Source organism: Salinibacterium sp. M195 (assembly GCF_019443965.1).
Classification (GTDB): domain Bacteria; phylum Actinomycetota; class Actinomycetes; order Actinomycetales; family Microbacteriaceae; genus Rhodoglobus.
Map to the genome: position 1 here is coordinate 2932879 of NZ_CP040814.1, position 23401 is coordinate 2956279.

Annotated in this window: 17 protein-coding genes; 2 read left to right on the top strand and 15 right to left on the bottom strand. The window is 61.7% G+C overall.

Going from position 1 to position 23401, the window contains the following annotated elements; translation table 11 throughout:
- Window positions 1–43 precede the first annotated feature (43 nt).
- Together FFT87_RS14025 and FFT87_RS14030 are read left to right on the top strand one after the other, a co-directional pair.
- A complete protein-coding gene (locus tag FFT87_RS14025; RefSeq protein WP_219949290.1) occupies window positions 44–1243 on the top strand; it encodes a glycosyltransferase in 1200 nt (399 codons plus the stop codon).
- Between the two features lies 1 nt (window position 1244).
- On the top strand, window positions 1245–2636 hold the full coding sequence (locus FFT87_RS14030; protein WP_219949291.1) for a glycosyltransferase family 4 protein: 1392 nt from the start codon (window positions 1245–1247) through the stop codon (window positions 2634–2636).
- Here FFT87_RS14030 and FFT87_RS14035 read toward each other — a convergent pair.
- From FFT87_RS14035 to FFT87_RS14105, 15 genes are all read right to left on the bottom strand, one after another.
- A complete protein-coding gene (locus tag FFT87_RS14035; protein ID WP_219949292.1) occupies window positions 2605–3258 on the bottom strand; it encodes a polysaccharide deacetylase family protein in 654 nt (217 codons plus the stop codon). The two genes, FFT87_RS14030 and FFT87_RS14035, sit on opposite strands and share 32 nt — an antisense overlap.
- Entirely contained in the window at window positions 3255–4124 is an 870-nt protein-coding gene (locus FFT87_RS14040; RefSeq protein WP_219949293.1) for a glycosyltransferase family 2 protein, read from the bottom strand. Before FFT87_RS14040 ends, FFT87_RS14035 begins: the two co-directional genes overlap by 4 nt.
- A 27-nt stretch (window positions 4125–4151) precedes the next feature.
- Complete coding sequence (locus FFT87_RS14045; protein ID WP_219949294.1) at window positions 4152–4409, bottom strand: acyl carrier protein; 258 nt, start codon at window positions 4407–4409, stop codon at window positions 4152–4154.
- A gap of 16 nt (window positions 4410–4425) precedes the next feature.
- A complete protein-coding gene (locus FFT87_RS14050) occupies window positions 4426–5652 on the bottom strand; it encodes a pyridoxal-dependent decarboxylase, exosortase A system-associated (protein WP_219949295.1) in 1227 nt (408 codons plus the stop codon).
- Window positions 5649–7217 carry an acyl-CoA ligase (AMP-forming), exosortase A system-associated gene (locus FFT87_RS14055; RefSeq protein WP_255559966.1) on the bottom strand — a complete coding sequence of 523 codons (1569 nt, stop codon included), beginning with the start codon at window positions 7215–7217 and terminating at the stop codon, window positions 5649–5651. The genes FFT87_RS14050 and FFT87_RS14055 overlap by 4 nt, the downstream gene beginning before the upstream one ends.
- Window positions 7214–8548: a glycosyltransferase family 4 protein gene (locus FFT87_RS14060; protein ID WP_219949296.1), complete on the bottom strand. Its 1335-nt coding sequence runs from the start codon at window positions 8546–8548 to the stop codon at window positions 7214–7216. The genes FFT87_RS14055 and FFT87_RS14060 overlap by 4 nt, the downstream gene beginning before the upstream one ends.
- Window positions 8545–10062 (bottom strand): lipopolysaccharide biosynthesis protein, encoded by a 1518-nt coding sequence (locus FFT87_RS14065; RefSeq protein ID WP_219950856.1) that lies wholly within the window; start codon window positions 10060–10062, stop codon window positions 8545–8547. The genes FFT87_RS14060 and FFT87_RS14065 overlap by 4 nt, the downstream gene beginning before the upstream one ends.
- A 5-nt stretch (window positions 10063–10067) precedes the next feature.
- Entirely contained in the window at window positions 10068–11264 is a 1197-nt protein-coding gene (locus FFT87_RS14070; RefSeq protein ID WP_219949297.1) for a glycosyltransferase, read from the bottom strand.
- A 10-nt stretch (window positions 11265–11274) separates the two neighbouring features.
- Window positions 11275–12411: a DegT/DnrJ/EryC1/StrS aminotransferase family protein gene (locus tag FFT87_RS14075; protein WP_219949298.1), complete on the bottom strand. Its 1137-nt coding sequence runs from the start codon at window positions 12409–12411 to the stop codon at window positions 11275–11277.
- A complete protein-coding gene (locus FFT87_RS14080) occupies window positions 12408–13049 on the bottom strand; it encodes a NeuD/PglB/VioB family sugar acetyltransferase (protein WP_219949299.1) in 642 nt (213 codons plus the stop codon). The genes FFT87_RS14075 and FFT87_RS14080 overlap by 4 nt, the downstream gene beginning before the upstream one ends.
- Complete coding sequence (locus FFT87_RS14085; RefSeq protein ID WP_255559967.1) at window positions 13046–14209, bottom strand: DegT/DnrJ/EryC1/StrS aminotransferase family protein; 1164 nt, start codon at window positions 14207–14209, stop codon at window positions 13046–13048. Before FFT87_RS14085 ends, FFT87_RS14080 begins: the two co-directional genes overlap by 4 nt.
- Window positions 14206–15201, bottom strand: coding sequence for an NAD-dependent epimerase/dehydratase family protein (locus FFT87_RS14090; RefSeq protein ID WP_219949300.1), 996 nt, complete (start codon window positions 15199–15201; stop codon window positions 14206–14208). The genes FFT87_RS14085 and FFT87_RS14090 overlap by 4 nt, the downstream gene beginning before the upstream one ends.
- Window positions 15198–16262, bottom strand: a complete 1065-nt coding sequence (locus FFT87_RS14095) for a Gfo/Idh/MocA family protein (protein ID WP_219949301.1) — start codon at window positions 16260–16262, stop codon at window positions 15198–15200. Before FFT87_RS14095 ends, FFT87_RS14090 begins: the two co-directional genes overlap by 4 nt.
- Before the next feature lie 57 nt (window positions 16263–16319).
- A complete protein-coding gene (locus FFT87_RS14100; protein WP_219949302.1) occupies window positions 16320–21974 on the bottom strand; it encodes a DUF4082 domain-containing protein in 5655 nt (1884 codons plus the stop codon).
- Between the two features lie 433 nt (window positions 21975–22407).
- Entirely contained in the window at window positions 22408–23274 is an 867-nt protein-coding gene (locus FFT87_RS14105; protein ID WP_219949303.1) for a hypothetical protein, read from the bottom strand.
- Between the last annotated feature and the right edge of the window lie 127 nt (window positions 23275–23401).

Below are 23401 nucleotides of genomic sequence, written 5' to 3' on the forward strand. Positions count from 1 at the left end.
ATCCATTTGCGAAACCCTCAGCATCGTGGAGGAGTACCAGGCAATGAACGCATCAAACAGAATGCGGATGCCGGTCTCCATCGTGTGCGTTTTCAATGACCCCGATGTGCTCGAAAGCTGTTTGACTCGCTCTGTTGTTGCGGGACTGAGCGATGCTCCTGAGACGGAATTTCTGCCGATAGACAACCGCAATCATGAATTCGCCTCAGCGGGAGCTGCGCTCAACCACGGAGCCAGACTGGCGCACAACTCCGTAGTCGTATTCGTGCATCAGGATGTCATCCTTCATTCGTTGGCCGAATTAGAGCACGCGGCACACATCCTGAGCAACGACGCCAACATCGGCGTCATCGGTGCTGTGGGGATCGATAATCGTCGGCGCATAATCGGGCAAATGCGTGACCGCGTGGTTCAGATCGGCGAATCGGCGCCTGTGCCGCGCGATGTCGACAGCCTCGATGAAGTGCTGTTCATGGTGCAGCGGGATCTGGTGTTGAGTAGCCCCCTCTCCGAAGACCCGCTGCTCGCCTGGCACGCCTACGGAGTCGAGTACGCAGCTCGACTTCGCCGCTCAGGAATGCGAGCAACCGCGATGGATCTGGCGATCACTCATAACAGCCTGACGACCAATCTTGCATACCTCGACCTTGCTCATCGCAAAGTCGGCGACGACTACCCCGAGTTGTTGCCCATTCGCACCACGTGCGGCACTGTGCACAAGAGCGACGGCCCCGGTGGCCTGAGCCGAGCCCTGCGGCGCGCCCGCGGTGCAGCAATCTGGTGGAGTGAGTCCGTGCAGGCTCGCGCGATCGGCCGAGAGTCGCACGAACCTGTCGTGCTCGCTGACATACGACTAGTTGTTGACGATGCAGTGAGACTCGGAGAGAAGCGTGCGCTCCGGGTTCTGGATGTCGCATCCAGCCCCGGCACCTCTGTGAACCAGCTCGCACGATTCGACCGAGACTTCGAGGTTACCTCCGTCACTGTTCCGGAAGCGCGCGATATCGTCACTAGCCGTCCCAGCGATCAGGCGCTCCTCATTACCGGAATTAGCCGCGCGGATCTCGCACAACTTCGGTTGCCTCGGGGCGTGCCGCGAACCGTTGGCTTCTGGCGCGACACGGGAATCTGGGTGCTTGTCGGCATCGAATCAGTCGTGCTCTCCCCGCTGTGGTCGACGTCGCGAAGTCGGCCTTTTGCGGGAGTTTTGCCTCCCCGGGCGCTCAGCACGAAGGCGGATTGACATGGGGCGCAGTCGGCCCTTGGCGCCTCTTCGCGCCTCTTTCTTTGGCGCCGTGGTGACGCTAACCGACCTGCTTCCGCCACGCCTTCGATATGGCTATGTGCACCGGATGACTCGAGCTGTGTTTTCGCGTGCGCTACCCGTCGTGCCTCGCGCGGTCACACGACAACCCGAATCAGTCGAGGCACGTCGAGCAGAGGCTCCCGACATTTGCTGCGCGATTCTTGCCGATCATCTGGACGTTGGTGGCATCGGCACGGTCGTGGAAATGCTCGCCGCGAACTTCGAGGCGGAGGGCGTTCGGCCGGTTGTCATTTGCCATGGCGACGGCCTGCGCGCTCAGAAACTTCGTCAGCTTGGCGTGGACGTGCGAGCTGTTAGTGATGGGGTGTCGGCCCAGTCGGCGTTGGCCAGTTGCGGCGCGGATGTCGCCCAAGTGCACAGTGCGCCAGAGTATCTCGAGAAGGCCGCTATGGCATCGAAGCTGCCGTTGATCACGGTGATGCACAACACAGAGATCCACTACACCGCACGCAAATGGGCCGCCTATCGGGCGCTGCTTGATCACTCGATTGCGGGAGTTGCGGTGAGTGAGACTGTGCGCGAGTACCACGCTCGCCACGTGTCTCCCACGACTGCGCAACGAATGAGTGTCGTTCCGAACGGAACACCAGCGCTCTCGCCGCCAACGACCCAGGAACGAAATGCCGCCCGCGCCGCCGTGTCGAAAGCAGCGGGAAGCGACCTCAGCACTGCGGTACTTTTCATATGCCTTGCACGGTATGACTCGCAAAAGAACGTCGCTGGCACTACAACGACCTTCACCCGAGCAGCGAGTCGTCGGGATGACATTCACTTGATTTTTGCCGGAGACCCTTCCGACTGGGCAGAATTGCGCCGCGCCCAAGCGCTTCGCGATCTGACGGCTGGCCCGCACCGCATCCACTACCTCGGCAATTCTGATGCTCAGACGCTACTCACGGCGGGAGACGTGTTTGTGCTCAACTCGTTCTTCGAGGGATGGCCTGTCGCCGCAACGGAGGCATTGGCGGCAGGGCTGCCGCTCGTGATCAGTGAGGTGGGTGGCGCGAAGGAGCTCGTGGCGCGTGACCCCGAGTTTTCGGTCATGGTTGCCAACCCCGCCGGAGATGCCGCGGGGATCAGCGATCGGGCCGTGCGTCTGGCACGCCGTCGAATTCGAAACCAGTCGGGGGCAGATGTTCTAGAGGCTGCACTGCTCAGCATCGCCGCGCGGACCAAGAGCATGCCGCATCCGCGATCGTCGTCCGGTGCGGCTGCCGGAATCTCCGCCATGGTGCACGCCCACGCTCAGGTCTTACGCGACGCCGTTCAGACGCAGGCTAGCGAATCCTCTTCACCAGGCTTGCCGTGAAATTGCGCGCCTCAGCGACGGACGCCCGGCTCGTGAGCATCGCACGCACCGAGTCCACCGTGTCAGCGGAAGTGACGCTGTAGCGCGCCCGCAGCCACGAGTCGGAACGCGTGCGGAATCGATCGCTCGTAAACACTGTGCGATAGCGGGCATCACGCAATTGCGAAAGCAGCCGCCGGTCGTAACGACCGAGGGGCAACGCCGCATCGAGAATTTCGCCACCGCTCGCCTCCGATAGTGCCTCGCGGGCGTCGACGAACTCACGACGCGCCTCCTCGGGAGATAGGCCGCGCCACGGAACGTGTGACCAACCGTGGGTGCCAATATCCTTGCCTGCTGTGCGGAGCTCTCGCAGGTCGGTGGCACTGAGGCTCGCAGGATCGTCAAGCCTCCCCGCAAGCGCAAAAAAGGTGGCGCTGAGGTTGCGGTCGTGCAGGGCGGGCAGCGCAATGTCGGCGTCAGAGCGATTCCCATCGTCAAAGCTCAACGTCACATCAGAGCGATCATGCACCAGATCGAGGATGCCCCGAAAGACGTCGGAGGTGATCCAGTACCGAGCTTCGCCTTCCTCCCGCTCCTGGGCGCACACGCCGATTCCGTGGAAGCAAAGATTGGTGATCATCCGCTGTCTTCTCCTGTCATGGCCGGCCGCGAGCGCGTGCTCTCATCCCGACCCCACTCGGAACTCGAGGCCGGGCGGCGAGCTCGCCGTGCCGCGGTCATGGTGATGACGAGATAGGGAATCGCCGCGATCGCCAAGCGGGGTTCGCGCGCGACGATGCGCAACCACGCTCCCTTGTCTGACCGCCGCACGGACACATCGAGATCACCAGAGCGAGCAGCCTCACGCATCTCGCTGTTTCCCCGACGCACCCGAATCAACCGGCGCATCAAATCATCAAGAGTGAACGGCGACTCGACCGTGACCTCTACCGTCGGCACCGACACCTTTTCCTGAGCCAAAAACAGGGAATCCAGAAAGAGATCGTCGGCGACCATCTCCGGAAATGTGTCGAACCGTGCCCGTCCCTCGGCGGAGAGCGTAATCATGCCCCGACCGAAGAGCCCCGCTGTGAAGGCCGGGAGTCGCTCATTGATCGCGAAGTAGGAGCGCACGGCCCACGGACGCCCAACAGTGTTCACCCGGCGCCGGGGAACCGCAGCGAGAGCTCCCGGCGTTCGGTGAAGCGCAGCAATGACGTCGGCAACAGCATTCTCGGGCACCACGATGTCGGCATCGAGGTAGATCCGGGGATACCCGTGCACAACCTGCTCCCCCGCATTGAGCGCAGCAGCCTTGCCCGGCTGAGGGCGGTCAACGACAACGGCCTGTCGTGCGTGCGCAATATCTGCAGTGGCATCGGTGCACGCATTCGCGCTCACGACGATCTCGAGCGGAGCTGCGAGCCCGGTCTGCTTCCTCAGCGCATCGAGGCACGCCCCAATCAGGGCCTCCTCGTTATGGGCAGCAATAACGACACTCGTCATCCGGCTCCCCCGTTGTGCATAATCGCGCTACACCGTCGCTCGTTTGGCGTCGACAAAGTCGGTCAGGGAACCCACCGTCTCGAAAAGCTCGGCACCGAACTCGTCGTCGTCGATCGTGATCTCAAAATGCTCCTCCAGCGCGGCAACCACTTGCACGACGCCGAACGAGTCCAATTCGGGCAGAGCCCCAAACAGCGGGGTATCGCGGTGCAGGTCCGCCGGCTGGTGCGTGAGTTCGAGCGCCTCGATCAGCACGGTACGGATGTCGTCGAGTGTTGTGGTCATGTTTGCTCCGTTCGATTCACACGAGCACCTCTGCGGGTGCAGGATGTCCCAGAAAAGCTGTCGGGCTGGCGGTCAAACCGTAGGCGCCCTGTTGAAAGATGACGACCAAATCATCGATGTCCGCTTGCGGCAGTTCGATGTCATCGGCAAGGAGGTCAAGCGGTGTGCAGAGGCAACCGACGACTGTCGCGTGTTCGTTCTGAGCGCTGTCAGCACGGTTGCCCACGATCACCGGATAGTTACGCCGAATCGCCTGCCCGAAATTGCCGGATGCTGCCAGCTGATGGTGCATCCCCCCGTCTACAACCAAGTAGGTCTTTCCGCGCGAGACCTTGCGATCCAGCACGCGGGTGACGTACACCCCGCACTCTCCCACGAGGTAACGGCCAAGTTCAATGACGGGCGTCGCCTCGGGCATCCGCTCTGATAGTGGACCGTCGACAAGCGTGTGAAGACCCTGCGCTACCGCCTCAAGGTCAAGCGGTTGATCTTTTTCGGTGTACGGAATACCAAAACCGCCGCCAAGATTCAGGTACCGCACTGGCGCGGCCAGATGTGCGGCAAGGTCACTCACGAGATCCACCGTGCGGCGCTGCGCCTCGGAAATAATGGCCGCATTCAAGTTTTGTGACCCCGCAAAAACGTGGAAGCCCACGATGTCGAGACCCGCAGGCGCGTACTCGTCTAAAACGCGAGGCACCAGTTCGGCATCGATGCCGAACTGCTGAGGGCCACCGCCCATGCGCATGCCCGACCCCTTCACTGCGAAGTCCGGATTGACTCGGATCGCGATTCTTGGTGTCAGCCCCAGCGCCTCTCCTGCATCGATCACCCGCTGAATTTCGGTGGTGGACTCAACCTCGACGATGATGCCGGCTGCAACAGCCTGGCGTATCTCCGACGGGGCCTTACCCGGCCCCGCGAAGCTGACGCGGTCGGCACTAATCGTGCTGTCCAATGCCACCTGCATCTCCCCCGCGGATGCCACATCGATGCGGTCGACGCGGGTGGCGAGGTGCTGCACCACGGCCGGCATCGGGTTGGCCTTCATCGCGTAGCTGAGTTCGACGCGATTCGGGAGTGCCGCTCGCAGACGGTCGACTCGCGCATCCAGAATGCCGCGGTCATAGGCGAAGAACGGTGTCGAGCCGACTCGCGCGGCAAGTCGCGACAGCGGCATGCCCCCGAGTTGCAGTTCGCCATCCAGCGTTCCGAACGCAGCCAGATGCTCGTAAGGCTTCATGGCGACACCTGTGTCTTCATTAGCTTCCGATCGAATTTACCGTTTGGTGACCGTGGCAACTCATCGCGAACTTCGATTTGCGACGGTACCATGTACAGCGGCAACGCCTGCCGAAGCGCGCTGAGCAGCAGCGCAGTGTCGATGACTCCATCTGCTGCCGTCACCATCAGCAGAATTCGATGACCGATACCCGCCTCGTCGATGCCGAGCGCAACGGCATCCCGAACCGCACCGGTCGCATAGGCAGCCTCTTCGATCTCACTCGGGCTCACTCGATAGCCGGATGTCTTAATCATGTCGTCTGTTCGTCCCACGAAATAGAGAAAACCTTCCTCGTCGGCAACGACGGTGTCCCCCGACCAGACGGCGAGTTCCGGTGCGCGCCACGGTTGATCCGGATGATGCACCGTGCGGTATCGCTCAGCTGTCCGTTCCGGATCATTCCAATACCCCAACGCAACAAGCGCCCCCCGGTGCACAAGCTCGCCCTCTTCGCCGGGCGCGCATTGCGTGCCATCGGGGCGTAAGACGAGAATCTCCGCATTGGGAATCGCTTTACCTATTGAGTCGGGGCGGCGGTCGATCTCGCTCGGGTCAAGGTAGGTCGACCGAAATGCCTCGGTCAGGCCATACATCAAGTAGGGATCGGCATTCGTAAACACTTGACGGAGCCGATCAAGGATGGTGCGCGGCATCTTTCCCCCGGTGTTTGCCCAATAGCGCAGTCGCGCGGCGGCTTCATCGGGCCACCCGACATCGGCGAGCTGGAGCCAAAGAGGCGGTACACCAGTAATGCCAGTCACGCCGTGCAGCGCACATATCTTGGGCACATCGCGCGGCAGAAGATAGTTCATCACAACACAGTGGGCCCCGACCGCGAATGCTGTCGTCACCTGGCTGAGCCCGGCATCGAAGCTCAACGGCAGGATGCTCAAGATCACGTCGTCGCTAGTGTTGCCGAGATACGTGCTCACGCTTTCGGCCCCGACGATGAGATTGCGGTGACTCAGCACAACTCCTTTGGGCTTTCCTGTGCTTCCCGAGGTGTAGAGGATCGCGGCCGGGTCGATGTCGATCACAGCCGAATCACGCAGAGTGAGGGTGCCGTCCTGAGTCGTCGATAGCGGCGTCAGCCGATACGGAGCGGAGTCAACAGCCACCGCGGTTCCGATGACCAGCACCTCCTGCACCGATCCGCCAACAAGGACTGCGGATAGCGGCCCGATTCGATCGGTGGAGGTCACGAGAATTCGCGCACCACTGTCATTCAGAATGTGCTCAACCTGCGCGGCTTTAAGAACGTGGTTAATCGGGACGAACACTCCCCCGGCTGCCGACGTCGCCAACATCGCGACGACCGTTTCGATGCGTTTCTCGAGATAAATCGCTACCCGATCACCACGCTCCATGCCGAGCTCCTGCAACTGAACGGCGGCAGCGCGCACCGCTAGCCAGAGCGAGCCGTACGACACGGTCTCCTCTTTATAAGTGAGTGCCGCTGACTGCGGAGTCGACTCCGCCGCCTGACTAAGAAGGTGATGGATGTTGGTGCGAATAGACGTCACGGTGCTCTCCGCTCGCGAAGATAGCGAGCGAATTCCTCGCTGTCTTCGAGGTCAACGTAGCGGCGACCTTGCGCATCCGTTTCGGGATTTGTGCCGTCATCTGGCACGGCCGGCCCCGGCTGGGTAAACCCGGAGACTTCGTCGAAAACGGCGACATAGGCCTCCGCCTGCGGACGCCAATCGAGCTGCGTTGCCACCCTCTCGCGTGCTTTCTGCCCCAGCTCCACGCGAAAGACAGGATCATCGATGAGTCGTTCCACCGCGTTCGCGAACGCCCCAATATCGCCCGTGGGAACAAACAGCACCGTGTTGCCCCCGGACACGCGCGTCTCCACGAGGTCGAAAGAGACCGAAGGGAGCCCGTAGGACATGTACTCCATCGTCTTATTCATGGTGGAGAGATCATTCAGCGGCGTCTTCAGATCGGGGCAGAGCCCAATGTCGGCACTGCTGAGATACTCTGCGATCGCGACCCGATCGACGCGTCCGGTGAACGTGACGTGGTCGGTGAGGCCAAGCTCAGTCGACTGCCGCTTGAGGCTTTCTAGGCAGTCCCCGAACCCGAGCATGGTGGCGGTAACCTGTGTGCGCCCACGCTTGTGAACGAGTTCGTCCATGACGAGCAACACCTGGTCAACACCATCCTGCGGGCCCATGATCCCGAGATAGGCAAGGTTGATCCCTTCTGGCGGGCGCGGGTTCTGCGGATAAACCGGGCGCATCTGCTTGGTGTCAGGCCCGCTGCGCACCACAGTGACGTGCGCGGGCCGGCGTCCTCCCCGGCGAACAGCCGTCGCCTTGTATGACTCGTTAGTCGACGTGATGCGATCGGCGGTACGAAAGGATCGACGCTCCAACCACTTGAGTCCGTTGTACTGAAGCTTCTGCCCGGCACTCTGGGGAGAACCAAAGCGCGAGATAAACAATTCGGGATTGAGATCGTGATGATCGAAGATAAAACGCACTCCACGAACGCGCCACAAGAGTGCCAGAAACCAAAACGTATCCGGCGGATTGCACGCCTGGATGATGGCAAACCGGCGGTGGCGCCATACCGATAACGAGAGCCACGCTGTGCGCACCCAGCTGTACGCGAACTCCCAGATGAAGCCAAACAGCCCTTGGGCTTCGCGGGCAGGCGCGTACTTGTAGATATCAACGCCGTCAATACGCTGACGCGCAGGATCTCCAGGGCCTTTCGGGCAGATCACGCTCACGGTGTAGCCTCGCGCCGTCAACGCTTGACACTCCAACCACACTCGACGGTCTAATGGCACGGGAAGGTTTGCCACGATGATCAGTACGTGGGGGCCTCCGGGATAGTGCTTCATGCGTCGTCCTCTCCACTGCGCAGGAATCGGATGCGTTTTCCCCACTTGGAGCGAGCCAGTACCGCCAACCCTTCAGCGATCACCGTGGGAGCAATGAGACGCGTCACGCTCAAGTGGACTACGGACACCGTCACAGCGATCACGAGGATCGAGGCCCAATCGGGAAGGCTGCGCGTGAGCAGCATGACCCCCCATCCCGCAGCACCGGAAACGACAACAGCAATGACGACAAAGAGGAAGGGACTGGCGATCTTGCGCACCGGAGCTGACAACTCCCCCGAAACAAGAAACCACCGGCTGACGGTGGCGACGACGCAGACCGCGAGAAATCCCCACGCGACAGCAACGAGTCCGAAACGGACAAGGAGAATCGTCGTCGTGAGGGTAACCGCATCAATGACCAAGGCATAGACGAACCACTTGCCCGGCTTACCAAGGCCGTAGAACAGTCCGTGATCCAACCAGGCCCCCACCGTGAGGGTGCCTGCAATGGCAAGGATCTGGGCGATCGGATAGCTCGTCGCCCACGCCTCACCAAACAGCAGCGGAACGATCATCGGAGCCGCGACGGCGACAATCGTCAAAGGAAGCGACAGGGCGGCGTACGACATGCGCAACGCACGCAAATAGGCGTTGAGTAGGCGTTCTCGATCCTCTCGGATACGCGCAAAGGCGACAGTGGTTACCGGCACGATCGCGCTCCCCGTCAAGTCTTGGACGACCTGCACCAGACGTTGCGCGATGTTCATGTAGCCGAGTGCCGCTACCCCCAGGGTTGATGAGATTACCGCGGCCTCGCCAGACGCCCGGAGCATTGCGACGAACTCGACCCCCAAAACTTTTGCGCCAAACCGTGTCATCGTGGCGAACTCGCGGCGATTGAACGCAAGCGTCGGACGCCAGTGGATAACGGTCCACGCCAGAACCGTTGTTACCGCGGGGGCGACAAGACTCTGGCCGACCAGGGCCCACACGCCCAACCCGCTAAACGCCATCACCATCGCAACAACCTGCGCAATGACAGCAGCGATCGCGCCCTGACCGGCGAGCACCCGAAAGCGCATTGTGCGTCTCAGGATGGCCAGTGGCACGGATCCGAAAGCGGTGAAGATCACCCAGAGTGACAGCGCGCGCAACACCGGCACGACTTCGGGGTTGGCGAAAAGGATTCCGGCCAGGGGCGCGATCGCGAAAAGCACAGCACCCAACACCACGCCGGCGCTGAGAGAGAACCAGAACGCGGTGCTGAGCATCCGCTGATCTGCTTTCGCTACTTGCACGATGTAGGCGGCGAAGCCCAAATCTGACAGTAGGTAGAAGAACGGCAGAATCGTCGACGCGGCAGCGACCGTGCCAAAATCTTCCGGACTCAACAGTCGCGTGAGCACCGCGATCGTGACGAAACCCAGAAGCCGAATTACCCACTTTTGCGCCGTGAGCCAGAGCACACCCGAAGTAGTTTGCCGTCCAACGGCATCGTCAGGGCCCTGTTCATTCACCGAGGTGTGCGCCATGGTCTTCACGTGGCATCTCCCGCAACAGCGCGATGAATGCGTCGCATGATTTTCTCCCCGAGGCGGCGGGCCTCGCTGGGAAGGTCAGAGATCCACGCTCGACGCCCATAGGCGCGAGTTGCCAGCTGATAAAACGTTGCCAGCCGGGCCGTCATCGCTTCGAGACCAAAGCGTCTGGCTGCAAAATCCCGACCGAATGAGCCCAATTCTGCCCGACGACGGCCATCAGCGATCAGCGGCAGCACGGCGCGGATGAGGTCGCCGACCGGGTCGGAGACCGCGTCCGGACTCCAGTAGCTTGAACGCGCCAACGAATCAGCGGTAGCCGGCTCGAAGAGTTGCGACCAGCCCGCCTCGCCCTGCACAACCAACGGTCGGCCGAACGCGAGCGAACGAGCAGCAGAACCTCCCATGCCGAGCATGATGTCGGCCGCCGCATATGCCGGTCTGGGGTCGACGCGAGCGCCGAGCATCCGCACGACCTCGCGTCCAACGGCCGCATTGACCTCACGGGCTTGAGCCTCAAGTCGTTCGCCCCCATCGCCAGCGCCGACGATGAACAACGTCACCTCCGCGGCGGCGAGGGAGCGCATGGCCTCGATCGCGACCTCGATAGAGGTCGCCTTCATGTTGCTGTCTAGCCGACTAACAATTCCCAGCAGCAGACCGTCACCCAGATCGTTCTCCCGGCGGAAAGCCTCGGCGATCCCTGCCGTCGGTGAATCCCGATCCATGTCGACAGGAGGCGAGATCAGGATGGTCGGACCTGGCCGATTGACGAGCTCATCGACGAGGTAACCGGTGCCGACGATCAACGGCATGTGGCGAAGCACAATCGGGGCGACGCTCATCTCGTACACCGTCTGCATCCACGGCACGCCCCCAAATCGCGACGGACCCCAGAACACCTGACGGGCCAGACTCCACATCCCATAAACATGGATGAGGTCGACCTTCAGCCTGCCGGCCATCGACGATAGTTGAGCAGCGTGAGCCCGCATCCCGGGCAGCGCATCATAAATCTCGATGGAGACGCCCTGCGCGGCGGCGTAGGTGAGCAGATTGGGCTCTGAGGTGAGCGACGCCCGTTCCCCGACCAGCCAAGATTCCACCCCGTGTGCCCGCAGCGCGACCGAGAAATCGACCGCGTTGATCTGAGTACCCCCGAGTTCGAGGCTATTCAGAAGGACAAGTACCCGCATGGCTGCCCGCTCACCGATCCACTGCGGATTTCGCAGAAGCGGATTTCACCACAGCGGATCTCATTGCGTCGGCAACGCGCTCCTGCTGCGTCGAGGTCAGGTGCGGAAACATCGGCAGCGACATGATCGTGTTTGCCGCCGTCTCCGCCACAGGAAACTGACCCCGCGTATAGCCGAGCGCGGCGTACGCCTCGGTCAGGTGCACCGGGGTGGGGTAGTGAATGCCGACACCGATTCCTTCCGCGGTCAGCTCTGCCATCACGCGGTCGCGGTCGGCGACCCGCACCACGTAGAGGTGCCAGACATCGGTGTTCCCCGGACGGGACGTGGGGGTGCGCACACCCTCAAAGTCGGTAAGCAACTCGCCATAACGAGCTGCTGCGACACCGCGCGCGGCGTTCCACGCGTCGAGACGCGTCAACTTTGCCCGCAGCACCGGTGCCTGAATCGCATCCAGTCGAGCATTCATACCGATGTGATCGTGCACGTACTTAACGGTGCTGCCATGGCCAGCAAGATTGCGGATGCGCGAAGCGATATGTTCATCGTTCGTCATCACAGCGCCGGCGTCACCGGCCGCGCCGAGATTCTTACCCGGATAAAAGCTCGTCGCCGCCACCCTCGACAAAGCCCCTGCCCGTCCAGCAGTCGACGAGGCACCTTGCGACTGGGCGGCATCCTCAACCACGACGATATCGTGCCTGTCAGCGATCGAAAGGAGGCGTTCGACGGCCGCTGTTTGGCCGAAAAGGTGCACGGCAACGATGACCCGCGTGCGATCAGTGATGGCGGCTTCGACGGCGTCAGGGTCGATAAGGAGGTGCTCTTCGTCGACATCCACGAACACAGGGACGGCGCCGATGCGCGATACGGCCTCCGCTGTAGCGATGAACGTATTCACCGGCATGATGACCTCATCACCAGGGCCAACGCCGACGGCACGGTAGGCAAGCTCAAGCGCATCGGTTCCGTTGGAAACTCCAACGACGTGCTCGACTCCGATGAACGCGGCGTACTCCCGCTCGAATGCGTCGACCTCGCTGCCACCGATAAACCCCGCGGTGCCGAACAGGCGCCGCCACACGGGCAGCACCTCGGCTGCGACCTCAGCCTGCTGGGCGGCAAGATCGATGAACGGGACCCTCACTCTGTCACCCCTAATCGTCGGGCGGGAATGCCTGCCCACGTCTCTGCAGGATGCACGTCGCTGAGCACAACCGCGCCCATGCCTACCGTGGCTCCGATTCCGATTGTGAGACCTTGCCTTATCGAGCAGTTCATTCCCAGGAAGGCTCCTCGGCCGACCCTGACGCCCCCGCCGAGAGCGACACCAGCCGCCAACGTCGCGAAGTCCCCGATACGGCAGTCATGCGTGATGGTCACGTGCGGCATCACGACGACGTGCTCACCGATCACGGCATCCGTGGTGATTACGACGCCAGCCAAGAGAATTGAGCCAGCGCCAATAGGGCATCCAGCAGGGTTGCGTACTGAGGGATCAATGACCGTTGCAAATCGGTCTGACTCGATGCCGAGAGCGCTGAGCCGGGCGACGACACGGTCGCGACCGAGACCGGAACCGACGCACACGAGCAGGGAGGCGCGCGGATAGAGCGTGACATCGTCGACGCCCCCGAGCACGCGTGCCCCCGAGATCGTCGAGGGTAGCTCCTCGTGCCGGTCGTCGAGGAACCCCAGAACCTCGTGGCCCGATTCGCGCACCACCGCGAGAACCTCGCGAGCGAGGCCGCCGGCAGCAATGAGAAGGAGCGGATGCCTGGTCACGGTGTGCCCGTCATGCGTGTCACGCCGCCCGCCGCGTCGATGATCGCGTCGACGACTTGAGTGATTTCGGTCTCCGTCAGCTGATGAAATACGGGCAGGATGAGCGTGTTGTCTGTGAGGCGTTCCGTGACCGGCAGCGGAACCGAACCAGTGTCACGATTGGCGTACGCAGGCTGACGGTGCGATGCCATGATGCCGCGGCGCGCCGAGACATCTGCTGCGGCGAGCGCCTCGAGCAATCCCTCGCGCGTCAGCGGAAAGTCCGCCCCGACCTCCACCCACAGGGACTGAAAGTTAGAGGTGCCGTACTCAGGGTCGGCGACGATCCGCAGTCCGGAGATGCCGGCGATGCGGCGGGCATACTCGGCCGCAATCTCACGGCGCCGCGTTACGATCTCGGGCAGGCGGCCGAGTTGCACGATACCGACCGCTGCCTGCATGTCGGTCATCCGATAGTTAAATCCGACCTCGCCGTACTCTTCGGCCGGTGCGATAACGCTGGCGGCACGGTCGACGGCGGAGACGCTCATGGCGTGCTCGCGGAGTTGACGCGCCCTAGCGGCCCAGCCGGCGTTCGAAGTGGTGAGCATGCCCCCTTCACCGGTCGTGAGTAATTTGCGGGGATGAAATGACCACGCGGCGATGTCTGCCCCCGCTCCCACCGGGCGCCCCTTATACGCAGAGCCCGCACCACACGCCGCGTCTTCGATGACCAAGATCCCTCGGGGATCAGTCACTGCTCGGATCGAGTCGAGATCAACGGGCATCCCACCCTGATCGACAACAATGACGGCACGCGTTCGATCCGTGAGTGCAGCGTGCACGCTCTCGGCGGTGACGTTGCCGGTCAGCGGATCGACATCCGCGAATACCGGTCGCGCGCCGACATAGGTAGGCGCATTTGCGGTCGCGATGAAGGAAAAAGAGGGGATGACTACGTCGTCTCCCGCTTCGATTCCGCCAACTACGAGCGCGAGATGCAGCGCCGTGGTGCAGTTCGACGTCGCAACAGCATGATCTGCCTGCATTGCCTCCGCGAACGCAGTCTCAAACGCCGCGACCCGAGGGCCTTGGGCAACCCAGCCCGAGGCGATGACCTCAGCGACCGCATCAGCCTCCTCCGTGCCGAGCCACGGCTTCATGACATTGACCCTGCTCATGATCTGAGCTCTGATTTTCCGGCCGAGATCTCGTCGCGCAGCGGGCTCCACCACTCCACAAGAGAACGAAGTCCATCCTCCAGCGAGATCTCAGCGGTGAAGCCGAGGTCGGTCTGCGCGGCGACAGTATCGGCGAGCCGACGCGTTACTCCGTTCACCGCACGTTCCGGGCCGTGCTCGACGCTGAGATCGGAGTCCATCGCGCGCAGCAGCGCCTGGGCTAGCTCCAGCAGGCTAGTCTCCTGTCCGCTGGCGACGTTGTAAACGCCATCGACTACGTCGCTTTGGGCGGCGAGGATGTTGGCGCGCGCGATGTCTTGAGTGACAACGAAATCCATCGTCTGCCGACCATCACCAAAAATTAGCGGTGGCCGGCCATCAGCAATGCGCTCCATCCAGCGCACGAGAACCTCTGTGTAGAGCCCGTGCACATCCATGCGGGGGCCGTAGACGTTGAAGTACCGCAGAATGACGAAGTCGAGCCCGTTCATGGCCCGGAAGCTACGGATCGTGCCTTCGTTGAATGATTTGGCGGCACCATAAAACGTGTCGTTGTTGTGGTGATGGTGTCGCTCTGTCGTGGGGAACTCTTCGGCTAACCCGTAGACGGAGGCGCTCGACGCGGAGATCAGTTTGCTCACGCCAAGCTCGGCAGCAGCCTCGATGACGTTGAAGGTGCCATCGACGAGCACTTCGAGCGCGAGGCGTGGGTCTTCGGCGCACTGAGTGATGCGGATGGCAGCTTCATGGAAGACAAGGTCCTTGCCAACAGTGAGCTCGCGAACAAAATCTTTGTCGCGAAGGTCACCCTCGTGCACGGTTACCTTGCCGGTGTGCATGGCGTCATCGAGGTTGGCCCGCCGCCCCCGCACGAGGTTGTCAAGCACGTCGACGTGCGCGGCACCAGCGTCGATCAGCTGGTCAACGATGTGAGAACCAATAGTTCCGGCGCCGCCAGTAACGAGAACCTGAGTACCGCGGATGTCGGTCATGACGCTTGCTCCAATGAACGTGGGACGGAGTCGATGGGGCTGGGGGCACCGGCCAGAGCGAGGCTGCGGCTTGCGGCTTCGAGCACTGCGAGCACCCGCAGGCCGGCGTGGCCGTCGGTGCGTGGCGCGCGACCGTCGTGAATGCTCTCGGCGAACTCGGTAGTCATTGATGCGAGAGCCTCATGCTCGGGTAACGCAGGAGACCAGGTATCTCCGAGGCGGTACGAGACTGTTGCGGCAGTGCGATCTGCCTCAGCCTGTGACACCTGCATGAGGTCGACGCCTCGGTCATAGACGCTGAGGCGCTGCTGTGGGTTGAGGTCGTCCCAGACAAGCGTTTGCTTCGTGCCGCCGATGACCATCTGACGGATCTTTGTCGGACTGAGCCAGTTGACGTGCACATGGGCCATGGCTCCACCTTCAAGGGGAAGGCTGAGATAGCCAACGCAGGATTTGCCGGAACCGAGAGGGTCTGCTCCCTGAGCGGACGCAGTCGTTGCCGTGAGGCCGCCAGGCAGGATGAAGTCGATAATGGAGAGGTCGTGCGGTGCCAAGTCCCAGAACACATCGACGTCGGGCTGAATCAGTCCTAGGTTGATGCGAACTGAGTCGATGAACAAAATCTCGCCGAGCATGCCGTCGGCGATCAGCTCACGAATCTTCATCACTGCTGGCGTGTAGCAGTAGGTGTGGTCGGACATCAGTACCAGACCGCGCTCGTCGGCCTCACGCGCCATCTCGAGCCCCTTGTCGCGACTGTCGGCTAGTGGCTTCTCCACAACGACATGCTTTCCTGCACGAAGCGCCTTCAACACGATGGGGTGATGGGTGTGTGCCGGAGTGGCTATGGCAACGGCATCGAGGTTTGGATCGCTGAGAAGCTCGTCAAGATCGGTGATAACCGGCACTCCTCCGAGCGAGTCCGCGAGCTTTTCTGCCCGCGTTGCATCGAGATCGCAGATCGCAGCAAGCTTCCACTGTGGGTTTGCACGAAAGTTTCTCGCCAGGTTCGGCCCCCAGTAGCCTGCGCCGACGACCGCTACGTGTAATGGATAACTCACTGCGTCCCCCTCTATCGTCTACTCAACTTTCTGCCAACGGCAGTTCTCGACCGTGGCTCACGAATTCGGAACGAACCCGATATCAACCCAGTAGTTATGGGCCGAGGCATTGCTCATGAAGCCGTTTCCGTAGACATAAGCGCCGCCGTTTGGTGGAGTGCTGAGCGCTGCGTTTGACGTTGCCGCGGCCAAACCATTTAGGTCAACGGCATAGCGGCCAGTGGTGCTGAGCAATCCAGCCCGATATTCCGTTCCGGCAGCGATGGCAATCGGCGTGCCGAATGTCGCGGTCTGCCATCCGCTTGCGGTCTCACCGGCGAACGTCACACTGCCGAGAAGCGTTCCGGTGCTTGACCAGAGGTAACCGGTGTGAGCGCCGGTATTAGTGGGACCTTTGTAGAAACGAATCGTCGTTATTGTGCCCGCAACAGAGCTAGAGAATCGGGTGCCGACCTGCACCGTGACCGGGTCGTTCCAGTTCACATTTGCTGGCATAGCGTTCTCCGCGAAGAGGGATTGAGCAGTCACCTCAACAGGTGCCGACGTGGTCGTAAACGACCAGCTGGCTCCGATCTGTGTCGCGCCGGAGCTCACACTCGCGGTAAAGCTGGTTGACCAGCCGAGCGGATTATCCGGCACGAACGTCACATTTGTAGAGCCCGCTGAATAGGTACTCGTGCCAGCAACTGCTCCCGACGGGCCGGTCAGCCGCAGAGTAGCCGTCGACGCATCCGCGCCCGAGACCTGGGCGGTAACGGACACCGTGGGTGCCACATCCGTGGCGCTAGCTTCTGGCGATACCGCTCCCACGGTCACCGCGGGCGGAGTTGGGGTCGGAGTGGGCGTCGGCGTCGGCGTTGGGGTCGGAGTGGGCGTCGGCGTCGGCGTCGGGGTCGGAGTGGGCGTCGGCGTCGGCGTCGGCGTCGGCGTCGGCGTCGGACCAGTAGAGAAGACGACATCAACGAAGTAGTTGGTCGAATTCCATACCGCTGTCGGCATTCCCCCGCCGGAGCCGTAGCGGTACCTTCCGTTGCTTGCGTCGGCAGTGAGCGGGCCGCTCGTTCGCGTGGTGGCGAAGTAGGACGGCGTGGCGGAGTAGCGGCCAATAGGTGCCAGATACGAGACGATGTAAGTCGTCCCCGGTGTCAAAGCGTATGGAGTGGCGAGCGTCGCCGTCTGCCACCCGGTTGCTGTCTCTCCGACGAAAGTGACGGTGGCGAGCCGTGTGCCTGCGGTCGACCAGAGCGAACCGGTATGTGTTCCGGTGTTGCCCGCGCTCTTGTAGAAACGAATGGCTGTGACGGAACCGGCCTCAGAGGTTCTGAACGCCATGCCGAGTTCGACGGCGCTGGTGTCAGGGTCTTGGATGATGCTTGGGGTGCCGGAGATTAGCGAGTATTCGAGGTTCGGCTGGGTATTCGTTCCGGTAGTGAACGACCAAGCTCCGCCACTCGGCGTTGCCCCACTCAGTGTCACCGTAGCCGTATAGGCCGTGGATTGCGTCAGGGCCACGGTGGGAACGAAAGTGACAGTACGAGTGGAAGTCGAGTACGTCGAGGTCCCGGCTATCGCTCCGCTTGGGCCGGTGAGCGCCAAGGACGGCGTACCAGATGTGCTGTCTCCTGACATCACTGCGGATACTGAGCTTGAGGTCGCTACTCCGACCGCCCCAGCAGTGGGAGTCTTCGACACCACGGTCACCGGCGCGGGTGCCGCGGCCACGAATGTCACGTCGACAAAGTAGTTCGTCGCTTGGAAGGTTGAGGTCGGGAATCCACCGGCAGCGCCGTACAGGTAGCGGCCGTTATTGGCGGCAGGCGCTGTGAGCGGGCCACTCGTTTTCGCCGTGGTGAAGTCGTTCAGGGAGGCGGAGTATCGCCCGACGGGCGCCAAGTACGAGACCACGTAGGTTGTGCCAGCGGTGAGGGCAAGTGGACTCGACAACGTTGCGGTCTGCCAGCCAGTGGCGGTCTCGCCGGTAAAGGTGACGGTGGCGAGCCGCGTGCCTGTTGATGACCAGATGGAGCCCGTGTGCGTTCCGGTATTTCCGCTTCCCTTATAGAAGCGAATTTGGGTAACCGAGCCAGACTGTGATGTGGAGAACGCCATCCCGAGCTCGACTGCACTTGAATCATTAGACGCCGCGGTGACTGGGGTGCCAACGATCAGGTTGTATGCCGTTCCCGTTGGTGCGGGTCCCGCCGTGGTGAAGCTCCACGTGCCGCCATCGAGCGCGGTCGATCCTGATGCTACGACGACTGAATAGGTTGTGCCGCTGGTCAACGCCGACGATGGCGTGAACGTCAGAACCCGGGTGGCCGGCGCATACGTCGTTGTTCCCGCTACCGCGGTGCCGCCGGCAGTCACTGCCACGGTGGGCGCAGGCGTTCCCGGGTCGGCAGAAAGAGTGGCAGTAATCGATGCCGAGGTGGCGACACCGCTAGATCCCGCTGCCGGCGTCCGCGAGGTGACGGTGGGAAGCGGGGCAACGCCGCCCGCTGTGAACAGTACATCGACAAAATAGTTGGTGGTCGATGGCGACGACGGGAAGCCGCTGCTGTAGTTAAAGACGGCGCCGTTGGCCGGGATGGTGAGGAATCCGCTCGTGTACGGCTGGCTGAATGCTCCAACGGTCGTCGAGTAGTTGCCGCTCGTTGCCCGATACGACGCGACGTACTGGGTGCCAGCCGTTATGGCAACAGGCTGACTGAAGTAGACGGACTGCCAGCCGCTCGCGCTCTCGCTGGCGAAGGTCGCTGTCGCCAGTTGCGTTCCGGTGGATGACCAGAGGGTGCCGGTGTGGGTGCCCGTGTTCGTCGTCCCCTTGTAGAAGCTCATGCCAACGATCGATCCGTCGGTGCTTGCGCTGAAAGTCACTCCAAGGGTTACCGGGCTATCGGCAACGTGCAGCACATTCGGCACCGCCGAGGTCGAGAAGATCGATGTCGGGCAGGATGCGCCGCTTCCGGCCGCGGCGGTCGTGAACGTCCACGTGTTACCACTCGACAGCGGGCCGGACGGGCCGCTCGCGACGATAGTCGCGGTGTAGGAGCTGTTAGCGGCGAGTGCCGCACTCGGGGTGAAAGTAGCCCTCATCGTGGCGGCATCGTAAGCGCTGCTTCCCGCGACCACCGCTCCCGCTGCGGTCGTGAGAGACACGCTGACGGTGGATGGCGTCACTGAGCCTGACAGCACTGCTTCGATCACGGTCGACGAGGCGGCACAGGTGGAATTCGCCAGAGGGAAGCGCGACGAAACCGACACCGGAGCGATGTTCTGCGTCGAGAAGACGACATCAACGTAATAGTTGCTGTTTCGGTAGCTCTCGCTGGGGAAAGTACCAGGGTTGCCGTAGACGCCCGGCGATGGCTGCCCGTAGCCATGGGCTACGGTCAGCGGAGGCGATAGTTTCGAGGAATACGCCCAGTAGTAGCTGATCGAGGGGTATCGACCGACGGGCGCCGTGTACGACACCGTGTACTTCTGCCCTGCCGCGACACTTACCGGATTCGAGAACTGTGCCGTCTGCCATCCGCTTGCCGTCTCATTCGCGAAAGTCACTTGCGCCAACCGAGCGCCGGTGGAGTTCCAGAGGGAGCCGGTGTGGATTCCTGTGTTTGCCGTGCTCTTAAAGAACCGCACGCCGTTGACGAAACCATTCACGGCTGGGCTGAAGTTGAGGCCGAGCTCAACGGCGCTTGTGTCGCCAGAGTCGGCGACGAGCGGGGTTTCTGCCCCAAACACGCTTGCCGGGCCGGTGACCGTGACCGTCACTGTCGTCGGTGCCGAGGTGTTTGCGCTGTCATCGGTGGCTCGCACCATGATGGGCTGGGAGTTGAGTCCCGACTGACTATAGGAGTAGCTCCACGACGAGGTGCCAGTGGCCGGGTGCCAGGCCGTACCGCCATCGGTCGAAACTTCGACGCCGGCGACCACTCCTCCGACATCCTGCGCGGTGCCCGAGGCGGTCACGATTGAGCCGTTGCTCTGGGTCGAACTTGCTGCGGGAGCGACGATGGTGACCGTGGGCGCTGTGGTGTCGGTGCTCGCGGTCGCTGCGACAAGGCCGGCCATTAGCGTGACCGGCTGTGCAGACATATCAGCGAGGATGTTGACCTGCGCCTGCTGCATTCGAGAATCAGCCGGGGCGCCGTTTCCATCGTGATTTTGGGAGAGGCCCCACGCCCACTGGATGGAGCCCGCACCGAAGACGAGGGCGCCGCTGGACGCTCGATAGAGAACCAGGTTGTGGGTCGTGGTTCCCGGCGCCACGATGTTGCCGAAGTCCTGAAGAATCTCGGGTGATGGGCCTACGGTCGTCGAGAGCTTGACAAGGCCAGCCGGCGAGAAACCGTTGTCGGCGACTTCGTTCGATTCGTAGCCAACGGTGTGTGGGGCGAGAGCTTGGCTCGTTCCCACCGCGAGGCTGGACAGCGAGGTACCACGCCAGAGGCGGGTTTTTCCCTGAGCCGCTGTTACCGTGACCGGGAGATCATCGAAGTTGGCCATATACATTGAGCCCGAGAGCGCGTTTTCTGGAACCCCGCCTCCCGCACTGGGTGGTGCGAAGCGGGGATCACGCCACGTTCCCGTCCACGTCGGGTTTGGGTCAATCTTGGAGTTGGCCCAGGTCTCCTTATACGAGACAAGGGTCCGGTAAGCGTTAGAGCTGGGGTCGACGGTTGACGGCTCATACCGTGTCTTCCAGTAGATCTCGTTTCCCGAGAGGAACTGAAGGTTTACTCCAGCATCGCGGGCAGCCTCGACATTGGCGCGTTGAGCCGCCGACCAATATTCGTCGTGGCCGACCGAGAGGAATACCTTGTGATTCAGCAGCAGCGAGCCATAGCGGTCAGTGTCGACTCCGGCTGCATAGGTCACGTCATAGCCGTTGCGTTCCAAGAACTGCACTTGGGCGAACTCGCTGCTGAAATAGAAGTCGCGCGCGTGGATGCCGTCTCGAGTTGCGAACGGACGGTTGTAGCTGAGCTTGTACGCGCGACCGGCACCACCGCCCTGATAAAAACTGGCTCCGCCATAAGTGTTGTAGGCCTGCCAGGTTGTATCGGATGTCTGAAAGAGAACATCCGACTGGCTGGAGTCGTCGCGTACAACGAAGATGATGTGGCTCTGGCCGCCCGTATCGGTGCGGGTCAGGTTGGCGATGTAGACACCCGAGACGGCGGTGGCCGGAACTGCCCAAGACGCGGAAAGCCCCCAGTTTCCGCAATCAGTCAGCGCGGTGGCTTCGTCATAGGCACACGGCGGCTGGTTCTGCGGTAGCGACGCTGAGGGCGAGAGGGTGGTGATGAATCGGGCTCCTAAACCCTGGTAGTAGCCGGTGCGATAAATGTCCAAGCGGTAGCTCGTCGAAGGAGTCTTAACTTTGAAACCGACCGTGCTGCCGACATTGACGCTGATGTCTGTCGCGAAACCTTGGATGCTTGAATCGCCAGCGCCCGAGATGTCCCAGACGTTGGGATCAGTGCCTGGCTTGCTGTTCTCGCAGGCGATCTTGTTCGAGTTGGGCCCACACGGCTCCGTCGCGGCCGAGGCTGGCGACGCGGGGATGCCAATGAGAGTGCTCGCCAGCAACACGACAGCGGCGAAGGCTGCTGTCAGTGGCGTTGCGATTGGACGCCGCAACACGGTCGGCCCGGCGGCGAGCTTGAGCGAAAATATCCGTGAGATCGTCAGCGACAGGATAGACACGGCTCATCACCACGTTCCCACTAGCGCGATGAGCATTCCGATGGTGTGACTCGGGGCGCTCATGGCGCGCTCCCGGCCAAGAGGGCATTGCCGAGCAGTGCCGGGACGATGGACGTTCTGCATTCTTCGGGCCGAATGTGCGCGAAAAACACTGTGGTTAAAGTTCGCATGGGTAGACGCCTGTTGGGACAGGTTGTGCTCGAGTCAGCTTTACAGCCGGGGTACTCTTGCTGACGCTTCGGGCGGGTTCCGAAGTGTTGTTAGATTAGTCCGACAGACTCAGGCAGTCAAGAGTACCTATACCAACTCAGCAATATTGTTAACTCGACACGCATGCTGTATGGACATTCGCAGGGTTCCCTCTAGAGCCACGAGGAGTTCCGAAATGGTGACTGCGGAAGCGGGCTCACCAGCTCAAGCTCGCCGTTCAAGCTCACCATTGAACAAGAGTGAGTTCGCTGTACAGATAGTCGGCCTGATCCGCGTCGAGACCAGTTCCCCGAAACATCTTGGGCCGGGGGTTGTTCAACGTCGTGCCAAGCCCTTGGGTGAATCCAAGAACTCGGTGTTCGGCGAGGGTAAAGATCAGCCCTCTGCCTAGCAAGTAAGACCGGACAGCTCCCCACGAAGATTCGATGAGCGCGCTGGAGCCGCCGCTGTACAGCGGTGTGGCGAAGAGCTGTAGCCCCTTTCGACGGTCGCGCCGAAACATCAGGTATCCGTACTGCCCCTCTTGCTCTATGAGCAGATGTTCAGCAGCTTTAGCGTTGCGATGATCGCCGTAGACGACCGCATCACGCCCCACGAGAACACGATCAAGTTCAGCCTGATTGCTCGTCAGCCGAAGACCACGAGGATGAAGCCGAGGGAGATTGACCACGAGTCGAGTGGTTGTGTTCAGATGCTGGAAACCCAACCGCTCGTTAATCGCGATGACGTTTCCACTCGGAGACAAGTCGGTGAAGACAAAACCTGGTTGTCTGAGAAGCGCGCGGGTGAGCCTCAAGCTATGCATCCGGTAGGCCTCGAGAACACAGAACGCCGCGAGGTTGCACACGTCGATTGTGGTCCCGTCGACGTCACGGTGCGAATAAATTGCCGCATAGACGCCAACGATCGTTCCGTCTTCGGTGACGAGCTGGAATCCGTGATTGGGGCCCTTGTGGCTCCACGGCGGCGAAACGAGTTGCTTCCACTGGGCGGCAGCTACGTGACTATTGAGGTTGTTGTGCAAAAACTCGCTGACCGAGCGGGCATCATCCGAGGTAATCGGTTTCGTCGAGACGCCGGAATTCGCCATAGCGTCAGCCTAAGGGAACCGCGGCCGGGTCCCTAGGTTAGGCACCATAAAATAGACATTTTTGAGCGGGAACGAGCGCGCAGTTTCTGCACGTTTTCCGCCAAATTTGCCGCATTCCGACGACTAA

What these genes read in the sequence shown, in the direction of transcription:
- FFT87_RS14060 (WP_219949296.1), bottom strand. Translation starts at nt 8,548, where the DNA reads ATGAAGCACTATCCCGGAGGCCCCCACGTACTGATCATCGTGGCAAAC.
- FFT87_RS14025 (WP_219949290.1), top strand. Translation starts at nt 44, where the DNA reads ATGAACGCATCAAACAGAATGCGGATGCCGGTCTCCATCGTGTGCGTT.
- FFT87_RS14065 (WP_219950856.1), bottom strand. Translation starts at nt 10,062, where the DNA reads ATGGCGCACACCTCGGTGAATGAACAGGGCCCTGACGATGCCGTTGGA.
- FFT87_RS14090 (WP_219949300.1), bottom strand. Translation starts at nt 15,201, where the DNA reads ATGACCGACATCCGCGGTACTCAGGTTCTCGTTACTGGCGGCGCCGGA.
- FFT87_RS14105 (WP_219949303.1), bottom strand. Translation starts at nt 23,274, where the DNA reads ATGGCGAATTCCGGCGTCTCGACGAAACCGATTACCTCGGATGATGCC.
- FFT87_RS14045 (WP_219949294.1), bottom strand. Translation starts at nt 4,409, where the DNA reads ATGACCACAACACTCGACGACATCCGTACCGTGCTGATCGAGGCGCTC.
- FFT87_RS14040 (WP_219949293.1), bottom strand. Translation starts at nt 4,124, where the DNA reads ATGACGAGTGTCGTTATTGCTGCCCATAACGAGGAGGCCCTGATTGGG.
- FFT87_RS14035 (WP_219949292.1), bottom strand. Translation starts at nt 3,258, where the DNA reads ATGATCACCAATCTTTGCTTCCACGGAATCGGCGTGTGCGCCCAGGAG.
- FFT87_RS14050 (WP_219949295.1), bottom strand. Translation starts at nt 5,652, where the DNA reads ATGAAGCCTTACGAGCATCTGGCTGCGTTCGGAACGCTGGATGGCGAA.
- FFT87_RS14085 (WP_255559967.1), bottom strand. Translation starts at nt 14,209, where the DNA reads ATGAGCAGGGTCAATGTCATGAAGCCGTGGCTCGGCACGGAGGAGGCT.
- FFT87_RS14070 (WP_219949297.1), bottom strand. Translation starts at nt 11,264, where the DNA reads ATGCGGGTACTTGTCCTTCTGAATAGCCTCGAACTCGGGGGTACTCAG.
- FFT87_RS14030 (WP_219949291.1), top strand. Translation starts at nt 1,245, where the DNA reads ATGGGGCGCAGTCGGCCCTTGGCGCCTCTTCGCGCCTCTTTCTTTGGC.